The 22033-nt window shown below is 63.1% G+C and carries 11 protein-coding genes; 8 read left to right on the plus strand and 3 right to left on the minus strand.

From position 1 onward, the window contains the following. The first annotated feature begins 30 nt into the window (after window positions 1-30). The 3 genes from AC07UC_RS32410 to AC07UC_RS32420 are packed head-to-tail and all read left to right on the plus strand — an operon-like array spanning window position 31 to window position 4128. On the plus strand, window positions 31-2163 hold the full coding sequence (locus AC07UC_RS32410; RefSeq protein WP_494908721.1) for a type I secretion system permease/ATPase: 2133 nt from the start codon (window positions 31-33) through the stop codon (window positions 2161-2163). 44 nt (window positions 2164-2207) lie between these two features. Beyond that, window positions 2208-3497: an HlyD family type I secretion periplasmic adaptor subunit gene (locus AC07UC_RS32415; protein WP_140774779.1), complete on the plus strand. Its 1290-nt coding sequence runs from the start codon at window positions 2208-2210 to the stop codon at window positions 3495-3497. Continuing rightward, complete coding sequence (locus AC07UC_RS32420) at window positions 3487-4128, plus strand: ribbon-helix-helix domain-containing protein (RefSeq protein ID WP_494908722.1); 642 nt, start codon at window positions 3487-3489, stop codon at window positions 4126-4128. The genes AC07UC_RS32415 and AC07UC_RS32420 overlap by 11 nt, the downstream gene beginning before the upstream one ends. 144 nt (window positions 4129-4272) lie before the next feature. On the opposite strand, the gene AC07UC_RS32425 is transcribed toward AC07UC_RS32420, so the two are convergent. Beyond that, window positions 4273-5217 (minus strand): transglutaminase-like cysteine peptidase, encoded by a 945-nt coding sequence (locus AC07UC_RS32425; protein ID WP_494908723.1) that lies wholly within the window; start codon window positions 5215-5217, stop codon window positions 4273-4275. 323 nt (window positions 5218-5540) lie between these two features. On the opposite strand from AC07UC_RS32425, the gene AC07UC_RS32430 reads away from it, so the two are divergent. The 5 genes from AC07UC_RS32430 to AC07UC_RS32450 all read left to right on the plus strand — a co-directional run bounded on the left by AC07UC_RS32430 (window position 5541) and on the right by AC07UC_RS32450 (window position 18828). Next, window positions 5541-15221 (plus strand): VCBS domain-containing protein, encoded by a 9681-nt coding sequence (locus AC07UC_RS32430; protein WP_494908724.1) that lies wholly within the window; start codon window positions 5541-5543, stop codon window positions 15219-15221. A gap of 72 nt (window positions 15222-15293) precedes the next feature. Further along, entirely contained in the window at window positions 15294-15662 is a 369-nt protein-coding gene (locus tag AC07UC_RS32435) for a hypothetical protein (RefSeq protein ID WP_140775254.1), read from the plus strand. A gap of 341 nt (window positions 15663-16003) precedes the next feature. Then, window positions 16004-17203, plus strand: a complete 1200-nt coding sequence (locus AC07UC_RS32440; protein ID WP_494908725.1) for a type 1 periplasmic-binding domain-containing protein — start codon at window positions 16004-16006, stop codon at window positions 17201-17203. An 18-nt stretch (window positions 17204-17221) separates the two neighbouring features. After that, complete coding sequence (locus AC07UC_RS32445; protein WP_494908726.1) at window positions 17222-17944, plus strand: thermonuclease family protein; 723 nt, start codon at window positions 17222-17224, stop codon at window positions 17942-17944. Window positions 17945-18075: 131 nt separating this feature from the next. Continuing rightward, window positions 18076-18828: a GGDEF domain-containing protein gene (locus tag AC07UC_RS32450; protein WP_494908728.1), complete on the plus strand. Its 753-nt coding sequence runs from the start codon at window positions 18076-18078 to the stop codon at window positions 18826-18828. Window positions 18829-18910: 82 nt separating this feature from the next. On the opposite strand, the gene AC07UC_RS32455 is transcribed toward AC07UC_RS32450, so the two are convergent. Beyond that, window positions 18911-19774 (minus strand): methyltransferase domain-containing protein, encoded by an 864-nt coding sequence (locus tag AC07UC_RS32455; protein ID WP_494908729.1) that lies wholly within the window; start codon window positions 19772-19774, stop codon window positions 18911-18913. Window positions 19775-19930: 156 nt separating this feature from the next. Continuing rightward, window positions 19931-21907, minus strand: coding sequence for a BTAD domain-containing putative transcriptional regulator (locus AC07UC_RS32460; protein WP_140775257.1), 1977 nt, complete (start codon window positions 21905-21907; stop codon window positions 19931-19933). Window positions 21908-22033 lie beyond the last annotated feature (126 nt).

Genomic DNA, 22033 nt, shown 5'->3' on the forward strand with positions numbered 1-22033 from the left:
GGGGCGATCGAAAGTCCCTGCGGGCGGATCGTGAACCAGCAACCCAACATCCTCTCCCCGAAGGAGGCGTTCAAGGCCTGCTTCTCGGCCATTGCCGGGTATCTCGGCAGACCGAGTGCGCACACGGTGCTGTTCGCTGGCGTGCCGCTGTCGGACACGCGTATCGACATCGATGCCATCCGGCATCTTGCCGAGCGCATCGGCCTTGAGATCACCGAATTCAGCCATCGTGACTTCCTTCGGGGGCGCATCGATCTTCCCGCCATTGTGTTTCGCGCCGGCCAATTGCCGGTTGCCCTGCTGGCCGAAACCGCGGACGGCGCGTTCACCACCGCTCCCCAGGAAGACGGCCGCGTAACCATCACCAGATCCGAGCTGGCCGCCACCTACATCAGTGGCGGCGTTTCCTTCTCGATAACCTATGCCAACGCAGCAGAAGGGATGAGCGTCGGTTCCGCGCCGAAGATCGAGCGGCGACACTGGCTGACGGGAACAATGGGCCCGTTCTGGCGCACTTATTCGAAGGTCGTCCTGTCTGCAGTATTCATCAACCTGCTGGCCATCGCCTCGCCGATCTTCACCATGAACGTCTACGACAGGATCCTGCCGAACAAGGCGATATCGACGCTCTGGGTTCTGTCGATCGGCATCGCCGCGGTCATCCTGTTCGACCTGCTTTTGAAGACCGCCAGGGCGTCCCTCATCGACTATGCCGGACGCAAGGCGGATCTGCGCATCTCATACATGCTGTTCGAGAAAGTGCTGAACTCATCCCTGTCGGCACGGCCGGGCTCGACGGGCGAATACGCAAATCGGGTGACGCAGTATGAGTTCGTGCGCGAATTCTTCACGTCGAACACCATCAGCGTTTTCATCGACACGGCCTTCGTGTTCGTCTTCCTCCTGGTCATCTATGCGATCGGCGGCTGGCTGGTCATCATACCGGCTCTTGCCTTCGTGGCTTCCGTGATCGTCGGGCTGGTCACGCAGCGGAGCATCGGGAAGCGCGTCGCGGCCTCCATGAACGAGGCCTCGCAACGGCAGGCCCTGCTGGTGGAATCCATCTCCACGCTGGAGACGATCAAGTCGCTGCGGGCCGAGGCGTATCTGTTGCGAAAATGGGGAGAGCATTCCAAGAACGCATCAAACACGTCCGAAAAGATCAAGCAGTTGTCGGCGGCGGCCGGCAATATAACGCAGGCCATCCAGCAGCTGGTCACCGTCGCGCTGATCGTGGCCGGCGCCTACGCCTTTTCTGAAGGACACGTCTCCACCGGAGCCATCATCGGCACCGTGATGCTGGCCAGCCGGGCGGTGGCTCCCCTTGGCCAGATCGCCATCACCTTGTCCAGACTTCGCCAGGCCATGCTCTCCTTGCGCATGGTCAACTCGATCATGGAGCAGCCGGAGGATCGCCCGGACACGGTGGGTTTCGTCAACCGGCCCATTCGCAACGGCGCCATGGTGTTCAGGAATGTCGGCTTTGTCTATCCGGGCTCCGAAAACGAAGTCCTGACCGGCCTGAATTTCTCGGTAAGGCCAGGCGAGCGGATCGGCATCATCGGCCGGATAGGCTCGGGAAAGACCACCATGGGCCGGCTGATCGGCCGGCTCTTCCTGCCGACATCAGGCGAGCTGCTGCTGGACGGGATCGACATCCGCCAATATCACCCATCGGAGGTTCGCGCCGCGGTCGGGATCGTCGCGCAAGCCAACGATCTGTTTTCGGGCACCATCAAGGAGAACCTCCTGATGGCTTGTCCGGAGGCGACCGACGAGCAGATTGTCGAAGCGGCCAAGGCTGCCGGCGTCGACGATTTCGTCTCCCGTCACCCGCGTGGCTACGACATGAATGTCGGCGAGCGCGGCACCAATCTTTCGGGCGGCCAGAGGCAGACGATGGCGATTGCCCGGCTGTTGCTGACCAAACCCAAAATCGTCTTCCTGGACGAGCCGTCGGGATCGATGGATCTGGCTTCCGAACGACAACTGATCAAGCAGCTCAAAGTGGCTTTCGACCGGAACACGACGCTGATCGTTTCGACGCACCGCTTCAGCATGCTCGAGCTGGCCGACCGGCTTATCGTCATCGAGCAAGGCAGGATCGTCGCCGACGGACCAAAGGACCAAGTGATACAGGCGCTGCAGAAAACGAACGCCTGAAAAACAAACTTATTTAACGTATTCAATGCGTTGGGGCATATGACATGCTTGCAAGGGAAGACCGGCCGCCGCTCTTCGCGTCGGCGTCCTTATTGATCGTGGGGGCACTGTTTGTGTCTTCCGTCGCCTGGGCGTCCTTTGCCGAGGTCGATGAAATCGCACGCGGCGAAGGCAAGGTCATACCGGCATCCAAAACCCAGATCATCCAGGCCAGCGAGCCGGGAGTTGTCCAGGAAATCGCCGTGAAGATCGGACAGGTCGTCAAGAAGAACGATCTGATCATTCGGCTCGACAACTCGCTCAACACGTCCAGCCTTGGCGAGCAACAGGCAAAGGCACGGGCACTTGAGACGCGCATTGCGCGGCTCAAGTTCGAACAGGGCGGCAATATCGAGGGCCAATTTCCCTGCCCTCCCGAAATCCAGAAGGTTGCCCCGGAAATCTGCGACAACGAGCAGAAGCTGCTCGTCGCGCGCCGGGACAATTTCCAGGTCAAGCTGTCCGTTCTCAAATCGCGGCTCGATCAGCGCGAGAATGAATTGGACGAAGCCAACGCCAATCTCGACCGCCTCACCAAGAACCTCGAAGTCAGCGACCGGGAAACGGCGCTGGTCGAATCCATGGTCAAGAAGGGGCTGATGGCGAGGACCGAGCAGATCCGCGTCGAGCGCGAGCAGACCGAACTGCATGGGCAGCTGAACCTCGCCGGTGAAACCATCAAGAAGGCCAAGGCGGCCATCACCGAAGCCCAGCTTCAAGTCAACGAGCTCGGCCTGCAGTTGCAACAGGAGGCGCTGAGCGACCTGACACAGGCGCTGGCCGACCTTTCGGTTGTCGATGAGACCATACGCGGAGCCACCGACAAGGTGGCGCGCACGGACATACGCTCCCCTGTCGACGGGATCGTCAACACGCTTGATGTCAACACGCTTGGTTCGTTCGTGCAGCCCGGCGCGGTCGTGGCCGGCATCGTTCCGACTTCCGAGACGCTGCTGGTCGAAGCGCGGGTTTCACCACGGGATGTTGCCTTCATCCGGCCGGACCAGGACGCGCTGATCAAGATAACCGCTTATGATTTCTCGATCTTCGGCGGCATTGAGGGCAAGGTCTCCAACATCACCGCCGACAGTCTGGTCGACCAGAAGACGGGCGAGCCTTACTATCAGGTACGCGTGGCAACAGAGAGGTCGACGCTGACCCGGGATGGCAAGACCTATTCGATCATCCCCGGCATGATCTGTTCGGTCGACATCAAGACCGGACGCAAAACCATCCTCACCTATCTGCTGAAGCCGATCAACAAGGCCCGAGAGGAGGCAATGAGTGAGCGATAGCGCTACCTCCCCTCTCGCTGGTCGCGAGCGGCTGCTTCCACCCATGGCGACAGAGGATTTCGGGCTGGAATTCCGGGTTGTGGCGCGTGGCGGTACGCGACGCGGCATTCGTCTGGAGCGGGCTTTCTGGACCTCGCTGAAGCAGATGGCCGAAAGCCGCAAATGCACCATCGGCATGCTCATCGACGAGATCGCGGAGAGCCATACCAACACAGGAAACCTGACATCGGCAATTCGTGTGGCCTGCATGCGCGGATTGGCCGACGAAAACCAGACCTTGCGAAGGCTCGCGTCGATCAAGACGATCAGCGCCATTCTGGTCAGTTGCCCGTCACCGGCTTTCGCGCTGTCTTCGTCCAAGAAGATCCTGACCTTCAACGCGCCGTTCCAGCAACTGGTCAGACGTCAATTGCCGGTGGCGCCAAATGAAGATGCGCGCAACGACCTGAAGCTTGCTCTGGACCTCAATGTCGCGGACATATTCGCACGGCTCGACGCCAATGGCGAAACGCCGGTCGCCACCGGTTTCGTCATCGGCGCGGGCGATCGCCGCTACCGTGGGCAGTTGAACGCGGTGCGGGCGCCGGTGCTCGAGCCGGAGCTGCTGATGGCCTTCGTTTTCGGCGGCTGATGCATGTCGCCCGAAAATGTCACGCTCCGGGAAGACGACAGGCGCGAAACCAAAACCTGAAGCGCCTCGCACGGATCCATTTCGACCCGACGCACTTCAGGGCGAAGATGCACCGTATCGAGTACTTTGCCCTTCCCAGAGCGCTTACGGCTGCAGGCCTTCGCCGGGTGCGACCGTCGCAAGGCCGCCTTTGACATCAGCGACTTGGGCCGCGCCGGCCCTGGCGCCGTGGATCCACGCGCGGTCGGTGCTGAACGAGTACAACGGTACATAGTCGGGGAGATCACTGTCGCGCGAGACAACGTTGCTCAGGCTGTCCAGGATGAACACACCGCTGCCGGTGCTGACAGACAGCACGGCATGGAAGAAACCGCGCTTGCGGTCCTGCAGCACGACGAGCGACATGCTCTGCGCCGGGATGCCGGCGCGCAACAGCGCCGCCATCTTGAGAATGGCGAAATCCTCGCAATCACCCGCCCGCCGCTCAAGAACTTCCGAAGGCTTGGCCCAGTAGTCGAGCTTGCCGTAAACCACGCTGTCCTTCTTGTAGGCGATCGCGTGGTTTATGCTTGAGTTGATGAAGGACAGCTTGTCGATGAACCGCTTGTCCTTGGCAACATTGACGATCGCGGTGAAGATGCTGTTCTTGCCGTCGCAAGCGCTGCCGGTGGAACAGTCGACGATCGCCCTGTAGACCGGTGCCCAACGCGCGGAGACCGGGAAATTGTGCATGGACAGCGCAACCGATCCGAACACGCCGGGAATTATCGACGCCGTCTGGATGGGATCGATCCCGACATTGCCCTGCATCGCCGAAGAGCCGTTTTCCCGGTCGATGGCGGCAGGCCCGTAGCTGCCGAAAACCGTGCCGATCCTGTAGGCCGAGGCGGGCTGCCAAGGCTTCGGCCGCAGCAGCGAAATACCACCGAGGGTGGGAGGCGTTTCGACCCTTGCCAGCAGCGAATCCACAGAACCGACGCTGCTCGAGAACGTACTCGCGGACGACGGCTGCGGCAGGCCCGTGATTCCGATTGCCAGCAGCAGCGCCTTGAGCCCGATTGCCCCCAGGGCAGATTTTTCTTTTTTCATAACGCCCACCTTTGACTGTGGACGCTATCAATCCCGTCTCAAATTATTGCAAAGGAAGGTGGATAAGTTTCCTGTACTTGATAAACCCCATTTTGTTTAAAATTTTATGCAAATTTATACTTGTCTTTACCAAGCAACCGAAGACGGCCCGCGCCAGATGGATCGCATGCCAGGCCATGTATATCAGGTTATATGTTTCGAGTTTACCACGCGTAAAAAATACTGAAGCTCGCATATCCGAATATATGAAACAGATTGCAGGATAGTTGCAAAGTAGAGGGGGCCACTGTCTCTATCCGGGAAATGCCGGAGGGGTTTTGGCCATGACGAACAGTAACGATTTGGACACAGTCTCGAATTCCTGGGACGAGCACTCTGAACATAATGGCTTGCCGTCGCAGGCGCAGATTCAGGTCGCGGAAGCGGCCCCGGCGCAAAAGGCAGCTCCGGCAGCCACTGAGCCGGTTCCAGTCGACGTCGGCAACGGAACGCCCGTCAAACCGGAAGCACCCGCGGAGGCCAAGGCCCCGGTGGCAGCGGCCCCGCACGAATATGTGGCCGACACCAGCAATATGGTGAAACTTCCAGCCAACGTTTCGATCGACAACATCAAGGTCGACGGCCACAATCTCGTGCTCGAACAGGCCGACGGTTCAGTGATCGTCATCAAGGACGGCGCCCTCAACGTGCCGACCTTCATCATAGGCGACGTCGAAGTGCCGCGCGTTGCCTTGATCGCGGCGTTGGAAGCAAGCCATGTCGATGTCGCCTTTGGCGCCGACGGGTCGATGTCGGCGGGTTCAGGGGGTTCGACCTCGAGCGCAGGCGGAGACTTCTCGGTTCCCCCAGGCGGTATCGGCGACGGGTTCGGCCTGTCGGCACTGTTGCCGCCGACGGATCTGGCGTTCGGCCAGCCGGACAACCGCGAGCTGTTCCCGTCTCTTCTCAAGCCCGATTCCACACCGTCGATCGGCAACCTGACGCCCGAGGCCGGTGGCGGCGACACCATCGTGTACGAAAAGGGCCTGACCTCGGCTCCCGACACCAGCGAGATCAATACCGGCACGTTCACCATCTCCTCCCCCGACGGTGTCGGCTCGCTGACGATCGCCGGCCAGGTGATTTCGGGTGCCGCGCTTGCCAACAGCGCATCGACGCCGGTCAGCATCACCACGCCGCTCGGCAGTACGCTGACCATCACCGGCTACGATGCCAGCACCGGCCAGGTGAGCTACAGCTACACGCTTGTCCACAGCGAGACCCATCCCGGCGCCGGCATCGATTCCATCTACGACAACATGACCGTGACGGTGACCGACACCGACGGCGACACCTCGGCTCCGGCCACGCTGTCAGTCCAGATCGTCGACGATGTGCCTGTTGCGCACAATGCGGATGCCGGCGCGCTGACCGAGGACGGTGCCACGACCACCGTCGGCGGCAATGTCACGACCGACTACAACAACACGTTCGGCGCCGACGGCCCAGCGGCTTCGGGCTCGGTGAGCTGGGGCACGGTGACGGCAACGCTGGGCGTCAACGCTATCAACCTGACCGACTACGGCACGCTGACACAGAACGCCAACGGCACCTGGAGCTTCGTGCTGGACAACAGCAAGCCCGCGACGCAGGCGCTGGAGAGCGGCGATACCATCAACGTCTCGCTCGGCTACACGCTGACCGATCATGACAGCGACGCCGACACCAAGACCATCACCTTCGAGATCAATGGCGCCCACGACAGCTCGACCGTCACGGTCACGCCGAGCGACGACGCCAATGCCAACGGCGCTTCCAATGTCGTTTACGAACACGGCCTGACCTCGGTTGCCGACACCAGCGAGACCGACGCCGGCACGTTCAAGGTCACGGCCACCGACGGCATCAAGGACGTGACCATCGGCACCGAGACCCACGCTTTGGGTGACTGGGTCGGCAAGACCATCAACACGGGTGAAGGCACGCTGACGATCACCGGCGTGACACCGGCGGGAGGCGGCACGGACGCCACCTTCGCCTACAGCTATACGCTCAATGCCGCGCAGACCCACCCCGCCGGCAACGGCAACAACACGCTGCCCGACAGCGTTGCGGTCGCCGTCGACGGCATCGGCGGCACCCATGGCGACGGCACCATCAGCATCGTCATCGTCGACGACGTGCCTGCTGCGCACAATGCGAATGCCGGCGCGCTGACCGAGGACGGTGCCACGACCACCGTCGGCGGCAATGTCACGACCGACTACAACAACACGTTCGGCGCCGACGGCCCAGCGGCTTCGGGCTCGGTGAGCTGGGGCACGGTGACGGCAACGCTGGGCGTCAACGCTATCAACCTGACCGACTACGGCACGCTGACACAGAACGCCAACGGCACCTGGAGCTTCGTGCTGGACAACAGCAAGCCCGCGACGCAGGCGCTGGAGAGCGGCGATACCATCAACGTCTCGCTCGGCTACACGCTGACCGATCATGACAGCGACGCCGACACCAAGACCATCACCTTCGAGATCAATGGCGCCCACGACAGCTCGACCGTCACGGTCACGCCGAGCGACGACGCCAATGCCAACGGCGCTTCCAATGTCGTTTACGAACACGGCCTGACCTCGGTTGCCGACACCAGCGAGACCGACGCCGGCACGTTCAAGGTCACGGCCACCGACGGCATCAAGGACGTGACCATCGGCACCGAGACCCACGCTTTGGGTGACTGGGTCGGCAAGACCATCAACACGGGTGAAGGCACGCTGACGATCACCGGCGTGACGCCGGCGGGAGGCGGCACGGACGCCACCTTCGCCTACAGCTACACGCTCAATGCCGCGCAGACCCACCCCGCCGGCAACGGCAACAACACGCTGCCCGACAGCGTTGCGGTCGCCGTCGACGGCATCGGCGGCACCCATGGCGACGGCACCATCAGCATCGTCATCGTCGACGACGTGCCTGCTGCGCACAATGCGAATGCCGGCGCGCTGACCGAGGACGGTGCCACGACCACCGTCGGCGGCAATGTCACGACCGACTACAACAACACGTTCGGCGCCGACGGCCCAGCGGCTTCGGGCTCGGTGAGCTGGGGCACGGTGACGGCAACGCTGGGCGTCAACACTATCAACCTGACCGACTACGGCACGCTGACGCAGAACGCCAACGGCACCTGGAGCTTCGTGCTGGACAACAGCAAGCCCGCGACGCAGGCGCTGGAGAGCGGCGATACCATCAACGTCTCGCTCGGCTATACGCTGACCGATCACGACAGCGACGCCGACACCAAGACCATCACCTTCGAGATCAATGGCGCCCACGACAGCTCGACCGTCACGGTCACGCCGAGCGACGACGCCAATGCCAACGGCGCTTCCAATGTCGTTTACGAACACGGCCTGACCTCGGTTGCCGACACCAGCGAGACCGACGCCGGCACGTTCAAGGTCACGGCCACCGACGGCATCAAGGACGTGACCATCGGCACCGAGACCCACGCTTTGGGTGACTGGGTCGGCAAGACCATCAACACGGGTGAAGGCACGCTGACGATCACCGGCGTGACACCGGCGGGAGGCGGCACGGACGCCACCTTCGCCTACAGCTATACGCTCAATGCCGCGCAGACCCACCCCGCCGGCAACGGCAACAACACGCTGCCCGACAGCGTTGCGGTCGCCGTCGACGGCATCGGCGGCACCCATGGCGACGGCACCATCAGCATCGTCATCGTCGACGATGTGCCTGCTGCGCACAATGCGAATGCCGGCGCGCTGACCGAGGACGGTGCCACGACCACCGTCGGCGGCAATGTCACGACCGACTACAACAACACGTTCGGCGCCGACGGCCCAGCGGCTTCGGGCTCGGTGAGCTGGGGCACGGTGACGGCAACGCTGGGCGTCAACGCTATCAACCTGACCGACTACGGCACGCTGACACAGAACGCCAACGGCACCTGGAGCTTCGTGCTGGACAACAGCAAGCCCGCGACGCAGGCGCTGGAGAGCGGCGATACCATCAACGTCTCGCTCGGCTACACGCTGACCGATCATGACAGCGACGCCGACACCAAGACCATCACCTTCGAGATCAATGGCGCCAATGACACACCCACGATCACCGGGGACACCACGGGTGTGGTCGTCGAGGCCGGCAATGCCGATCCCGGCACTGCGATCGCCGGCACGACCTCGACCGATCCGGGCGCGCTGACGGCCGGCACGCCGACAGTGACCGGCACGCTGACCTCGCACGACCCCGACACCGGCGCCACGGCCACCTGGAGCGGCAATGCCGCCGGCACCTATGGCAGCTTCGCCGTCAACCCGACCACCGGCGTGTGGACCTACACGCTGGACAACAGCAAGCCCGCAACCAACGCGCTGGCCGAAGGTGCCAGCGCAACCGAGACCTTCACCGTGACGGTGACGGACGACAAGGGCGCGACCTCCACCCAGGACGTGACCGTCACCATCACCGGCGCCAACGACAGCCCCGTCATCAGCTATGCGGCGGGCAATGCGGCCGGCGGCGTGACCGAAGACGGCACGCTGACCACCAGCGGCCAGCTGGCCTCGGCGGATCCCGACACCGGTCACACGGCCGCCTGGAGCGTCAGCCCCAACAGTCCGCAGGGCACCGGCACGGCTTACGGCAGCTTCAGCGTCAACAGCAGCGGCCAGTGGACCTACACCCTCAACAACGGCAGCGCCGCCGTGCAGGGGCTGGCGCAAGGCCAGACCGTGACCGAGACCTACACAGTGCGCGTCACCGACGACAAGGGCGCCTGGGATGACCAACAGGTCACCATCGTCATCAACGGCGCCAATGACACACCCACGATCACCGGGGACACCACGGGTGTGGTCGTCGAGGCCGGCAATGCCGATCCCGGCACTGCGATCGCCGGCACGACCTCGACCGATCCGGGCGCGCTGACGGCCGGCACGCCGACAGTGACCGGCACGCTGACCTCGCACGACCCCGACACCGGCGCCACGGCCACCTGGAGCGGCAATGCCGCCGGCACCTATGGCAGCTTCGCCGTCAACCCGACCACCGGCGTGTGGACCTACACGCTGGACAACAGCAAGCCCGCAACCAACGCGCTGGCCGAAGGTGCCAGCGCAACCGAGACCTTCACCGTGACGGTGACGGACGACAAGGGCGCGACCTCGACCCAGGACGTGACCGTCACCATCACCGGCGCCAACGACAGCCCCGTCATCAGCTATGCGGCGGGCAATGCGGCCGGCGGCGTGACCGAAGACGGCACGCTGACCACCAGCGGCCAGCTGGCCTCGGCGGATCCCGACACCGGTCACACGGCCGCCTGGAGCGTCAGCCCCAACAGTCCGCAGGGCACCGGCACGGCTTACGGCAGCTTCAGCGTCAACAGCAGCGGCCAGTGGACCTACACCCTCAACAACGGCAGCGCCGCCGTGCAGGGGCTGGCGCAAGGCCAGACCGTGACCGAGACCTACACAGTGCGCGTCACCGACGACAAGGGCGCCTGGGACGACCAACAGGTCACCGTCGTCATCAACGGCACCAATGACACACCCACGATCACCGGGGACACCACGGGTGTGGTCGTCGAGGCCGGCAATGCCGATCCCGGCACTGCGATCGCCGGCACGACCTCGACCGATCCGGGCGCGCTGACGGCCGGCACGCCGACAGTGACCGGCACGCTGACCTCGCACGACCCCGACACCGGCGCCACGGCCACCTGGAGCGGCAATGCCGCCGGCACCTATGGCAGCTTCGCCGTCAACCCGACCACCGGCGTGTGGACCTACACGCTGGACAACAGCAAGCCCGCAACCAACGCGCTGGCCGAAGGTGCCAGCGCAACCGAGACCTTCACCGTGACGGTGACGGACGACAAGGGCGCGACCTCCACCCAGGACGTGACCGTCATCATCACCGGCGCCAACGACAGCCCCGTCATCAGCTATGCGGCGGGCAATGCGGCCGGCGGCGTGACCGAAGACGGCACGCTGACCACCAGCGGCCAGCTGGCCTCGGCGGATCCCGACACCGGTCACACGGCCGCCTGGAGCGTCAGCCCCAACAGTCCGCAGGGCACCGGCACGGCTTACGGCAGCTTCAGCGTCAACAGCAGCGGCCAGTGGACCTACACCCTCAACAACGGCAGCGCCGCCGTGCAGGGGCTGGCGCAAGGCCAGACCGTGACCGAGACCTACACGGTGCGCGTCACCGACGACAAGGGCGCCTGGGACGACCAACAGGTCACCGTCGTCATCAACGGCACCAATGACACACCCACGATCACCGGGGACACCACGGGTGTGGTCGTCGAGGCCGGCAATGCCGATCCCGGCACTGCGATCGCCGGCACGACCTCGACCGATCCGGGCGCGCTGACGGCCGGCACGCCGACAGTGACCGGCACGCTGACCTCGCACGACCCCGACACCGGCGCCACGGCCACCTGGAGCGGCAATGCCGCCGGCACCTATGGCAGCTTCGCCGTCAACCCGACCACCGGCGTGTGGACCTACACGCTGGACAACAGCAAGCCCGCAACCAACGCGCTGGCCGAAGGTGCCAGCGCAACCGAGACCTTCACCGTGACGGTGACGGACGACAAGGGCGCGACCTCCACCCAGGACGTGACCGTCACCATCACCGGCGCCAACGACAGCCCCGTCATCAGCTATGCGGCGGGCAATGCGGCCGGCGGCGTGACCGAAGACGGCACGCTGACCACCAGCGGCCAGCTGGCCTCGGCGGATCCCGACACCGGTCACACGGCCGCCTGGAGCGTCAGCCCCAACAGTCCGCAGGGCACCGGCACGGCTTACGGCAGCTTCAGCGTCAACAGCAGCGGCCAGTGGACCTACACCCTCAACAACGGCAGCGCCGCCGTGCAGGGGCTGGCGCAAGGCCAGACCGTGACCGAGACCTACACGGTGCGCGTCACCGACGACAAGGGCGCCTGGGACGACCAACAGGTCACCGTCGTCATCAACGGCACCAATGACACACCCACGATCACCGGGGACACCACGGGTGTGGTCGTCGAGGCCGGCAATGCCGATCCCGGCACTGCGATCGCCGGCACGACCTCGACCGATCCGGGCGCGCTGACGGCCGGCACGCCGACAGTGACCGGCACGCTGACCTCGCACGACCCCGACACCGGCGCCACGGCCACCTGGAGCGGCAATGCCGCCGGCACCTATGGCAGCTTCGCCGTCAACCCGACCACCGGCGTGTGGACCTACACGCTGGACAACAGCAAGCCCGCAACCAACGCGCTGGCCGAAGGTGCCAGCGCAACCGAGACCTTCACCGTGACGGTGACGGACGACAAGGGCGCGACCTCCACCCAGGACGTGACCGTCATCATCACCGGCGCCAACGACAGCCCCGTCATCAGCTATGCGGCGGGCAATGCGGCCGGCGGCGTGACCGAAGACGGCACGCTGACCACCAGCGGCCAGCTGGCCTCGGCGGATCCCGACACCGGTCACACGGCCGCCTGGAGCGTCAGCCCCAACAGTCCGCAGGGCACCGGCACGGCTTATGGCAGCTTCAGCGTCAACAGCAGCGGCCAGTGGACCTACACCCTCAACAACGGCAGCGCCGCCGTGCAGGGGCTGGCGCAAGGCCAGACCGTGACCGAGACCTACACGGTGCGCGTCACCGACGACAAGGGCGCCTGGGACGACCAACAGGTCACCGTCGTCATCAACGGCGCCAATGACACACCCACGATCACGGTTGATACCGGCAATCCTGGTGGCGCCAACGACATGGTGTACGAAGCCGGCCTGCCCGCGGGCTCCAAGGTCGGTCCAACTACCATCGATGTCGACGGCACATTCAAGGTTTCAGATCCGGACGGCCTGAGCGATGTTGCCTCTGTCACCGTCAAGGGCACGACTATCCTCATCGCCAACCTGGGCAACAACAATGTAATCAACGGTGATCACGGCACACTCACGATCACGAGTTACAATGCGGCAACCGGGGTTGCGACCTATGTTTATCACCTGACCTCTGCAACCACCGATGTGCCCAATGTGACGGAAACCGACGTCTTCGGCCTAACGGTTACCGACAAGACCGGCGCCAATGCCCCGGCAGCGATCACCATTGAGATCGTCGACGACGTTCCGACTTTAGGCCCCGTGCAGAATCAGCAAACCAACGACGACCCTTCGCAGACGCCTGCGGTCGGCACGCTCCATTTTGTCGCCGGTGCCGATGGCGTCGGATCAGCCATGACGATCACGGCCGATACAACTGGTCTGACCTCGGCAGGACATCACCTTGTGACGGCGCAGGTCGGCAATGTCTTGACAGCCTATGCCGACAATGACGCCAGTGGCACCGTCAACGCAGGCGATACGGCGGTTTTCACCCTTACCGTCAATCCCACCGCCGGCACGTCAGGGCAGTATGTGTTCGACTTGCTCGCGCCGCTCGATGGCACGGTGACCAAGCTTTCGAACGCGTCGGACGGCGCGATCGGCAGCGGTCCAACGACCAACAAATACGTGGAGAATCCCACGACCCACCAGTTGGTCACCATGGTGACTGGTTGGGCGCCAACTGATGCCAACGGCACCTTTACCTCCGCACATGAAGCGGCCTGGTTGGCCGGCGGCGATCCGTCATTGACACAACGAAACGATGTCAACGGTTCGAATCAGGGCTGGGGTCTCGGCGGCAATAACTTCCTCCCGGGACAGTTCATGCGCTTCGACTTCGGAGCACTCAACGACTACGATGGCGCTGGTTCCTACGGGGCACCGTCGCCGCCCAGCGCCCTGGCCAACGCCACCTATGCCACGTTCTCATATAGCAAGGCACTCGGCTCAAGCGACAAGATCGAGTATGTTGCTCATTACGTCGGTGGAGGCACGGAAGCCTTCATTTCCGGGGCTGGTGCCACGTCGCAGACCATCAGTTCGTCGGACGGCAAACAGATCGCATGGATCGACGTGTATGACGTCTCCACGCCCGGAGGCTTTAAGCTCAACCTAAGCGCTCTCGGAGTGGTCTCCACCAGCGTCGACCATACCATCCCGTTTGGCCTGCAACTCGCTGACGGCGATGGGGATACGACAGCCACCGCGAATTTCTCAGTGCATGTGAAAGATGGACTGGCGCCTTTCGCTGTCGCCGCTCCGATCGTGCTCGATCTCAACCACGACGGGATCCACACCACCGATCTGACGCACTCCACCGTTTCATACGACTATAACGGCGATGGCGTCGCTTCGAAAACCGCATGGGTCGACCAGCATGACGGCATCCTGGCGATCGATCTCAACGGCGACGGCAAGGTGAGCAATGCGTCGGAGTTTGTGTTCACCAAGCAAGCCCCTGGTGCCACGACCGACCTTGCCGCACTCGAGCAGCTTTACGACACGAACCATGACGGCAAGCTGACCGCCGCCGATCACGACTTTGCGCAATTTGGTGTCTGGCAGGATGCCAACGGCAACGGCGTGTCGGATCCAGGCGAGTTCAAGTCTCTGGCCGCCTTGGGCATCGTCGAGATCGGTCTCGAGAGCAACAATCAGCACTCGGTTTCGGCGGACGGCTCGGTCTCGACCTATGGCGAAGCCACCTTCATCACCGCCGATGGCCAGACAGGTGCGGTTGGCGACATCGGCTTCGGCAATTTCGATAGTGCAGGCTCCGCAGGCACGTCGACCATGGTCGGCACTTCAGGCGCTGACACTTTCAAGATCGACAATCTGAACATCAAGGACCTGATCTCGGACTATCATAGCGGCGAAGGGGACAAGATCGACCTGAGCGCGTTGTTCGACAAGGCGCCAGTCGGCAACATCGCCGACTATGTGCATTACAACAATGCGACCGGTGCCGTGAGCGTCGACACCAGCGGCTCGGGCAACACTGCCAACTTCGTCGATGTCGCCGTTCTGCAGAACGCGCCAGCCGCCGGCACGATCAACATCCTCTACGACGACACGCAGCATCAGCAGCACACGGCCACGATTTAGCACTTATGCGTGGCCGTGCTCCCGTGCTATATATTAGCGAAACGTAAAATTGCAGTTTGGAGAGGGACTTACATGAAGCGTTGTGGAAGATTGCTGGCTACGGCCGCCGCGCTGCTGCTGGCTGGATCGACGGGCTTCGCCGCCGACATCATCGAGGGACCTGTGGGCGACTATTGCCGCACCGTCAGCACGTCCAACCTGGTGCTGACCGACAATATCGTCGATCTCAAGCAACAGGTGGTGAAGCTGATGGACGAGTCGGTCGCCGTCGCCAACAGTTCGGAATGGATCAATTCATCCCGGCCGGCATTCGTGTGGGCATCGGAAGCCAAGGTCGCCTGCGGCATGGCCTATGGCTATCTGAAGACGAACTACAAGGACGAAGACACACTCAACAAATGCGAGTGCTTCCACGATCGCATGGTCGAGTACATGCACTGACAGGATAGGCCGCGCCTGTTGGCCATCATGACAGCCGAGCGATCGATCCTGGGGGCGGTCGCCGGCATAATCCCCCTGACCAGCATCGCCAGTTTGCCGCGCAGTCCAACGGAACTTGCCGCGGACGGTGTACACCACCGCACGAAGTATCGCGCCGGACACAATGAGCCGGTTCCCGGGTGATCCGCGTCCGCCGCCGCAGGCGCGATCGAACCATCCTCAAGGCGCTGAGGGCCCGCCTCCTTGAAGAGCACGGCAACACGGCACGGCAGATCCGCCGCAACATGAATTGAAGACCAGACCGGGGAAATACCCGGCGGCAGACACAGGGTGGAGCAATCATGGAAGCAGGCCGGCAGGTCCGCAACCCGCAAGTTTTGGCGATCGCCCTGGCGCTCGCCACGATAGTGTCGGGCTGCCAGTCGAAAGGCGGCGTTTCCGACGTGCTCGATCCGGCCGCGGTTGCCGCGCCTGCCGGCCAGAATGGCGCCGCCGGCGCCGGTCCGGCCCAGGCGAGCCAGTCGCTCGGCACCGGTTCGACCAAAGTCACGATGTTGCTGCCCTTGTCGGCGTCCGGGACGTCAGGGGAGACCGGCAGGAAGATGCGTGACGCCGCCAAGCTGGCGATGACCGATATCGGCAATGGATTGCTGACGCTGACGATCGAGGACACCAAGGGCGACAGCGCACAGGCCAGCAAGCAGGCCGTGCAGGCCATAACGACGGGATCGAAAGTGGTCATCGGTCCGACCGAACTGCCGGCGGCCCAGCATATTGCCACGCTGTCCGGATCAAAGCGGCCGCCGGTCCTGGCGCTTGCCGATAATTTCGCGGGCGGCGCCGGGGTTTATGCCGTGCGCCTCAGCGAAGCCGACAGCGCCGCGGCGGGCGCGGCTGGGCTCGCCGCGAAAGGCCGCAAGAAGTTCGTATTGCTGGTCGCGGAAGGCTCAAACGCCGGCGCCGTGGAGAAGCGGGTGGCGAACGGCCTTAGCATCTATGGCGCAACGCTCGCGGTCACTCTGCCTTATTCGCCCGGCGACGGCGGCGCGAAGGCGATCGACCAGATGGGCTCGCTCGTCGACGCTCCCGACGCGGTCATCGTTGCCAGCGGCGACGGCAGCCCCTCGCCCGTCCTTGCCGCTCTCAAATCAAAAGGCATTCCGGGAAAGGCAATCTCTGTCGTCGGAACGGACCGCTGGCTGGAACATCCCATGGATCCGTTGTTCGAGGGTGCATACATCGCCACGCTCGATTCAAGCGAAACCGGACCGATCGCCGACCGCTTCAGGACGACATACAACTACCCGGCCGACGTCAATGTGGCCTATGCCTATGATATGGTTGCCCTGACAGCTGGGATAGCGAGCGCGGTCGGACCTGACGGCTTCAGCAAACAGGTGCTCGAAAACCCGAACGGATTTCGCGGATCGACAGGTCTGTTCCGTTTTCGCGCCGACGGATCCAGCCAAAGATCGATGCCATTCTATCGGATAGACAAGGGTGTGCTCAAACTGGTTGCCAAATCGACGTCGGGTTTCTGACCGGCTGCCGGCGGGACCTTGCTCGAACGCCGCGATGGCCTGATGGGCCGGCATGCCCGCCTGATGATCGCGGTCGGGGGCCTTGAACTGCTGGTCGGAATTGTCCTGATCATGCGCGCCGGAGCCTTGCTTTCCCTCGACCGGCCCGGCCCTGCGCCGTCGCTGGACAATTCCGGCAAGCAAGCGGCCCCGGCGGACACGGCCATTATCGACGGATCAAGGCGAGAACCGGCACGGCGGATTGCCGAGAGCCTTATCGCCCCGCCGCCGGTTGACGCCTCGGAAATCGAGCGGGTCGAAGCCCGGCCGCCGCTCGGTGAACTCGGCCTCGCCGTCCGCCCAAGGACGCCAATGCCGCAGGACTGGCGCGAAACCCTGCTCTACCATCCAATTGCAACGTCGTCGGCGACTTTCGAATCGATGGGGCGGAAGGTGGTCATCAGCGGGGCTCTGGACATCGACGTGGCCCAGACCTGCTCGTTTCGCGACGAAGCCTGGCCCTGTGGGCTGCGCGCCCGCGCGGCCTTCAATGCCTGGCTGCGGGGGCGCGCGCTGACCTGTGTTCTGCCGCCGGAACCCGAGCGCTTTGCCATCGCCGCGCCGTGCCGGCTGGGCAAGCAGGATGTCGGCGCCTGGCTCGTCGCCAATGGTTGGGCCATGGCACTGCCCAGTGGCATCTATGGCAAGGCGGAAGCAATCGCCAGGGATGCCGAGATGGGTATCTTCGGGCCGCCGCGATAGGCTGGAGGGACAGGCTCGGTTGCCGAAGTCGCGCGAAGACCAAGGATGGATCGTTCAAATTGTACGGTTCGGCGAAACCGAAATTACGGCAGGCAGGCCTTATACCAGCTGATCTGACAGGAGATTGGCCAATGACGAGACCAATGGCGACCACCACTGCCCAGCCCTGGAAGCGCGTCGCGTGGTTGACGGTCCTGGGAACAGCCGGGAGCCTCGGCCTTTCCCTTGGACTGAACTACATGCTCCTGTTCAGCGACACGCTGACGCCGTTCGCCCGCAGCATGATCACCGCGGGACTGCTGCCGGTGATCATCGGCCTGCCGCTTTTCGCGCTGATCGGCTGGAACCGGGTCGAAATCCACCGCTACCGGCAGGAGCTCAACAAGTCCGGAACGTATGACAGGCTGACGGGCTGCCTGAACGGGCCGGTCTTCACGTCGATGATTGAACGACGGGCCGCCAGGCGATCGGGGCCAGGACCACGCTCGGGCGCCTTCCTGATCATCCACCCGGAACACCTTCGGTCCATCAACATCCGCTTTGGCCTCGAATGGGGCGACGAGGCCTTGCGGCTCATCGTCTCGACCATACAGTCGTCGGTGCGCGAGGAGGATCTGGTCGGACGCATCGGGGCCTCGATGTTCGGGGTTTTCCTCTCGGGCGCGACGGAAGCAGAGGCCAGGGAAGTCGGCGAACGTATCCGGACGCGTGTCGCACAGGTCTATTTCGCGCCAAAAGGCACCGAGGATGTCCTCACCATAAAGGTCGGCGGTGTGATGTTGGAGAACGAGATGGAGTTCTCGGACATGTTCCGGTCCGCCGAACAACACCTGTCCGACGCGCAGGATGACGCCGGGTTCGAACTGACGCATCTGCACAGCTGACAACAGCCGGGGCGCCGAAGCAGGCCAACTCAAGAAACAAGGAAAACTGGTGCAGCGGGAATAGAGGAAGCGGCCTTTCTGCTCATTGGCGCGCCGGGGGTGATCCTGTCAGGCGAGCCCATGCTCCTACCTCGTAGCGGCCGACGACGACGCTTCCGTTGGTGGTGGCCTCCTCGCGTATCCGCTCCTGCAGGCTTTCGGGTTGAAGGTCCAAGGCATTGATAACGCCGGTCTGTTCCATAACCGGTGCCATGGTGACGGCGAGATCGGAAATGAGGTCGATGCCGCTTAGTCCATCGGAGCCGCCACCAGCCAGGGCGCTGACCGCCATCGTCGGCGCAGGCAGGCCGGCCTCGATGAAGGCCGCATGAAGTCTCAGGCCCATGTAGGGATTGGTGCCCACCTTGTGGAACGTCTCCACGATGTATCGGAAACAACGGTCGTAAGTCGGCGCCGGCGGAAAAGAACCCGCCCCTGTCCAGTCCACCTCGTGGAAGACGATGACGCCGCCGGGTCTGAGGTGCCTGGTGACGCCTCTCAGCATATCGACGGGATCCGGGGAGAACATCAGCACATACCGGCCGACGATCGCATCGAATGGAACGTCAAACGTCAATTTCGCCGGATCGCCTTCGACAAAGCCGACATTGCTTAGCAGATGCTCTTTCGCTCGTGCGGTCGCGGCGGCAACCGCCGTCGGCGATCGGTCGGTTCCGACGACCTCCCCGGCCGGTCCAACCAAATCCGCGGCAAGAAAAGTGACGTCGCCGGCGCCGCTGCGGACATCCAGCACCCGCATGCCCTGACTTACCCCGGCGCGTTGCAAATAACTTCGTGTGAACGGCTCGACCAGCGCAGCTTGGGTCGCCAACCGTCGCAACTCCCGATCGGTGTGGCCGAGTTCATACTCGTAGCGGCGTTTTGTGTCGGTCGGCTGGGATCCCATGGCGCGCACCCTCGATCGCCTCCGGCATCCTAGACTATTCCGCAAAACACTCCATCAATCTCCAGTTGTTCCCAGGCGCGCGCTTTTCAAACAATCCGACGGTCGCACCAATGCTAGAAAGGCCAGCACCTGCGCCGGTCTCTTCATGACTCCGCATCAAGAACTCGGAAGGCCAGCCCTCGACAGCATTTCAAGGAATCTCGAGTGATGATGATCCTTCACGTAGCGTGGCACAAAGCCGGGGCAGACATTGCCCAGGTTGAGATGAGGAAGCTGTGACAGGCAGTGATGGATGGCCCGCGACGCTTCTTCGTTGTTTCCGGTGGCCGAAGCGCTCGCGGCCCAATAAAGGGCGCCGCGAACGAAGCCCGGCTTTGTCCTGACCACCTTGCGGGCGACCTCAAGCGCCCGCCGGTCATCTCCGCCGGCAAACAGCGCCACAACCAGGCCGTGGTGACGCCAGAAATCGATGACGTCATGCGTTCCGAGCCGGATTGCCTCATTGGCCTCACGCACTGCTTCACTGACCTGTCCGCGCAACGCAAAAAGCATCGAAATGTCGCCGTGGCCAGACGGGTAGCTTGGGTTGAGACTGATCGCGTGTTGGCATTCGGCGATCGCCTCATCGATACGGCCGGAACTTTCAAGAGCGAATGACAGGATGCAGCGGGCAATTTCGTCGTCAGGCACCGCCAGTACCGACGCTTTCGCAAGCTCAATCGCACGCTCGATCTGCGCCTGCTCCCGAGGCAGCGCGCCGAACGCCACGCTCATGGAGATTGCGATCGAAAGCGTTCGCTGTGCACGGGCATTGTCGGGGCCTACCGAAAGGGCCTTCTCGGCGAGCTCTATCCCGACCAACAACGAGTCCCGGGTCATCTCAAAATACTTCATGAGAGCTTCGTTCACCAACCTGCGCACTTCGGGGGGACCCGGCGGGCTTTTGTCGCGAACCTTCCAGTTCGTCAGTTGCAGTTCGAGGATCACGGCCAGCACAACCGACTGTGCGATCCTGTCCTGGAATTCGAGCGCGTTCTCGGAGTGGCCGTCGAATTTCTGAGCCCAGACATTCTGGCCGCTGCCGGCGTCGGCAAGCTGGACGTTCACCCTCAATTCGTCGCCGGATCGCTGAATGCTGCCATTGAGCATGTAACGCGCTCGAAACAAGGCCGGCGTTTTGAGTTCATCGCCGTTCTTCTCCAAAGACGGGAGCCCGGAGAGCACGACATAGTCGGCAACCTCGGAGAGGGCCGTGGTAATGTCCTGGACGAGCCCCTTGGCGAAAAAGTCATCGCCTCGCTTTCCCGTCAGATTGACGAAGTCGGCAACGCTGATGGATGGGCGCCCGGGGCGCTGGCTGGCTGGAGCAGCGTTGGCCGACTGCGGATTTGTCGTGTCAGCGGCAGACAGCAGGGATTGCCATAGCGCCCGCGTCTCCGGGCTCGCTTCGACGCCGAACTCCTTCTTCAGCATGCTCCTGCAAGCCTCGTATGTCCTTATCGCCCTGTCGCGCTGGCCGCACGCGGCAAGCAATTCCATCTTGAGCCGATAGGACTCCTCCCGCGTCGGCTCCATGCCCAGAATTCGATCGGCCAGGGCTAGCCCGGCCTCTGTGTCCACGAGGCGGGCAAGTTTTTCAAAGGACTCAAGCGCACGGCCCAGCAGCCTGTCGCGTTCCGACGCCGCCCAGTCATCGAAAGCGTTGCTCCCCAGATAGACGCCATCGAGAAACGGTCCGGTATAGTGCGCCAGAGCCGTCTCGAGGTCCGGCGCGGAGCGGGCGGAGAGCCCGGATTCAAATTCCTCGACATCAACTCGGACCGCGTCCGGCCTGAGGCCTATCAACTCCCTCCGGGAATGGATGATATCCACGCCCGCCCGCGACAGATCCCGGCGTAGAACGCTGAGGGTCTGCCGCAAGCTGTTGCGCGAGTGTTCGCTGTCGCTATCGCTCCATAGCAGATCAGCCAGCTTCTCCCTTGTCGCCGTCATGCCTGGACACCGGGCCAGATAGGCAATGATCGCGGGGCCCCGCTTCCCGGTCAGCCAGAGCGGACCGACAGTTTCCTTCTCAATTCGAAAGCCGCCGAAGAGTGAGATTTTACTTGCGGCGACGCTGTCCCCACTTTGCATGTTCTTAACAGCTTCCCAGCCTAACGAAATTCTAACTCAAAACTAACGCTTCGCAACCGGTGGAACCACGCGTTCAAGCGCTACCGTGACGGCAGATCAATTAAGACATCGCTCAAGTAGGGGCAA

The sequence above is a fragment of the Mesorhizobium sp. GW821-FHT04C10 genome, assembly GCF_059420305.1.

What these genes read in the sequence shown, in the direction of transcription:
- AC07UC_RS32450 (WP_494908728.1), top strand. Translation starts at nt 18,076, where the DNA reads ATGACGAGACCAATGGCGACCACCACTGCCCAGCCCTGGAAGCGCGTC.
- AC07UC_RS32415 (WP_140774779.1), top strand. Translation starts at nt 2,208, where the DNA reads ATGCTTGCAAGGGAAGACCGGCCGCCGCTCTTCGCGTCGGCGTCCTTA.
- AC07UC_RS32425 (WP_494908723.1), bottom strand. Translation starts at nt 5,217, where the DNA reads ATGAAAAAAGAAAAATCTGCCCTGGGGGCAATCGGGCTCAAGGCGCTG.
- AC07UC_RS32435 (WP_140775254.1), top strand. Translation starts at nt 15,294, where the DNA reads ATGAAGCGTTGTGGAAGATTGCTGGCTACGGCCGCCGCGCTGCTGCTG.
- AC07UC_RS32460 (WP_140775257.1), bottom strand. Translation starts at nt 21,907, where the DNA reads ATGCAAAGTGGGGACAGCGTCGCCGCAAGTAAAATCTCACTCTTCGGC.
- AC07UC_RS32430 (WP_494908724.1), top strand. Translation starts at nt 5,541, where the DNA reads ATGACGAACAGTAACGATTTGGACACAGTCTCGAATTCCTGGGACGAG.
- AC07UC_RS32455 (WP_494908729.1), bottom strand. Translation starts at nt 19,774, where the DNA reads ATGGGATCCCAGCCGACCGACACAAAACGCCGCTACGAGTATGAACTC.
- AC07UC_RS32440 (WP_494908725.1), top strand. Translation starts at nt 16,004, where the DNA reads ATGGAAGCAGGCCGGCAGGTCCGCAACCCGCAAGTTTTGGCGATCGCC.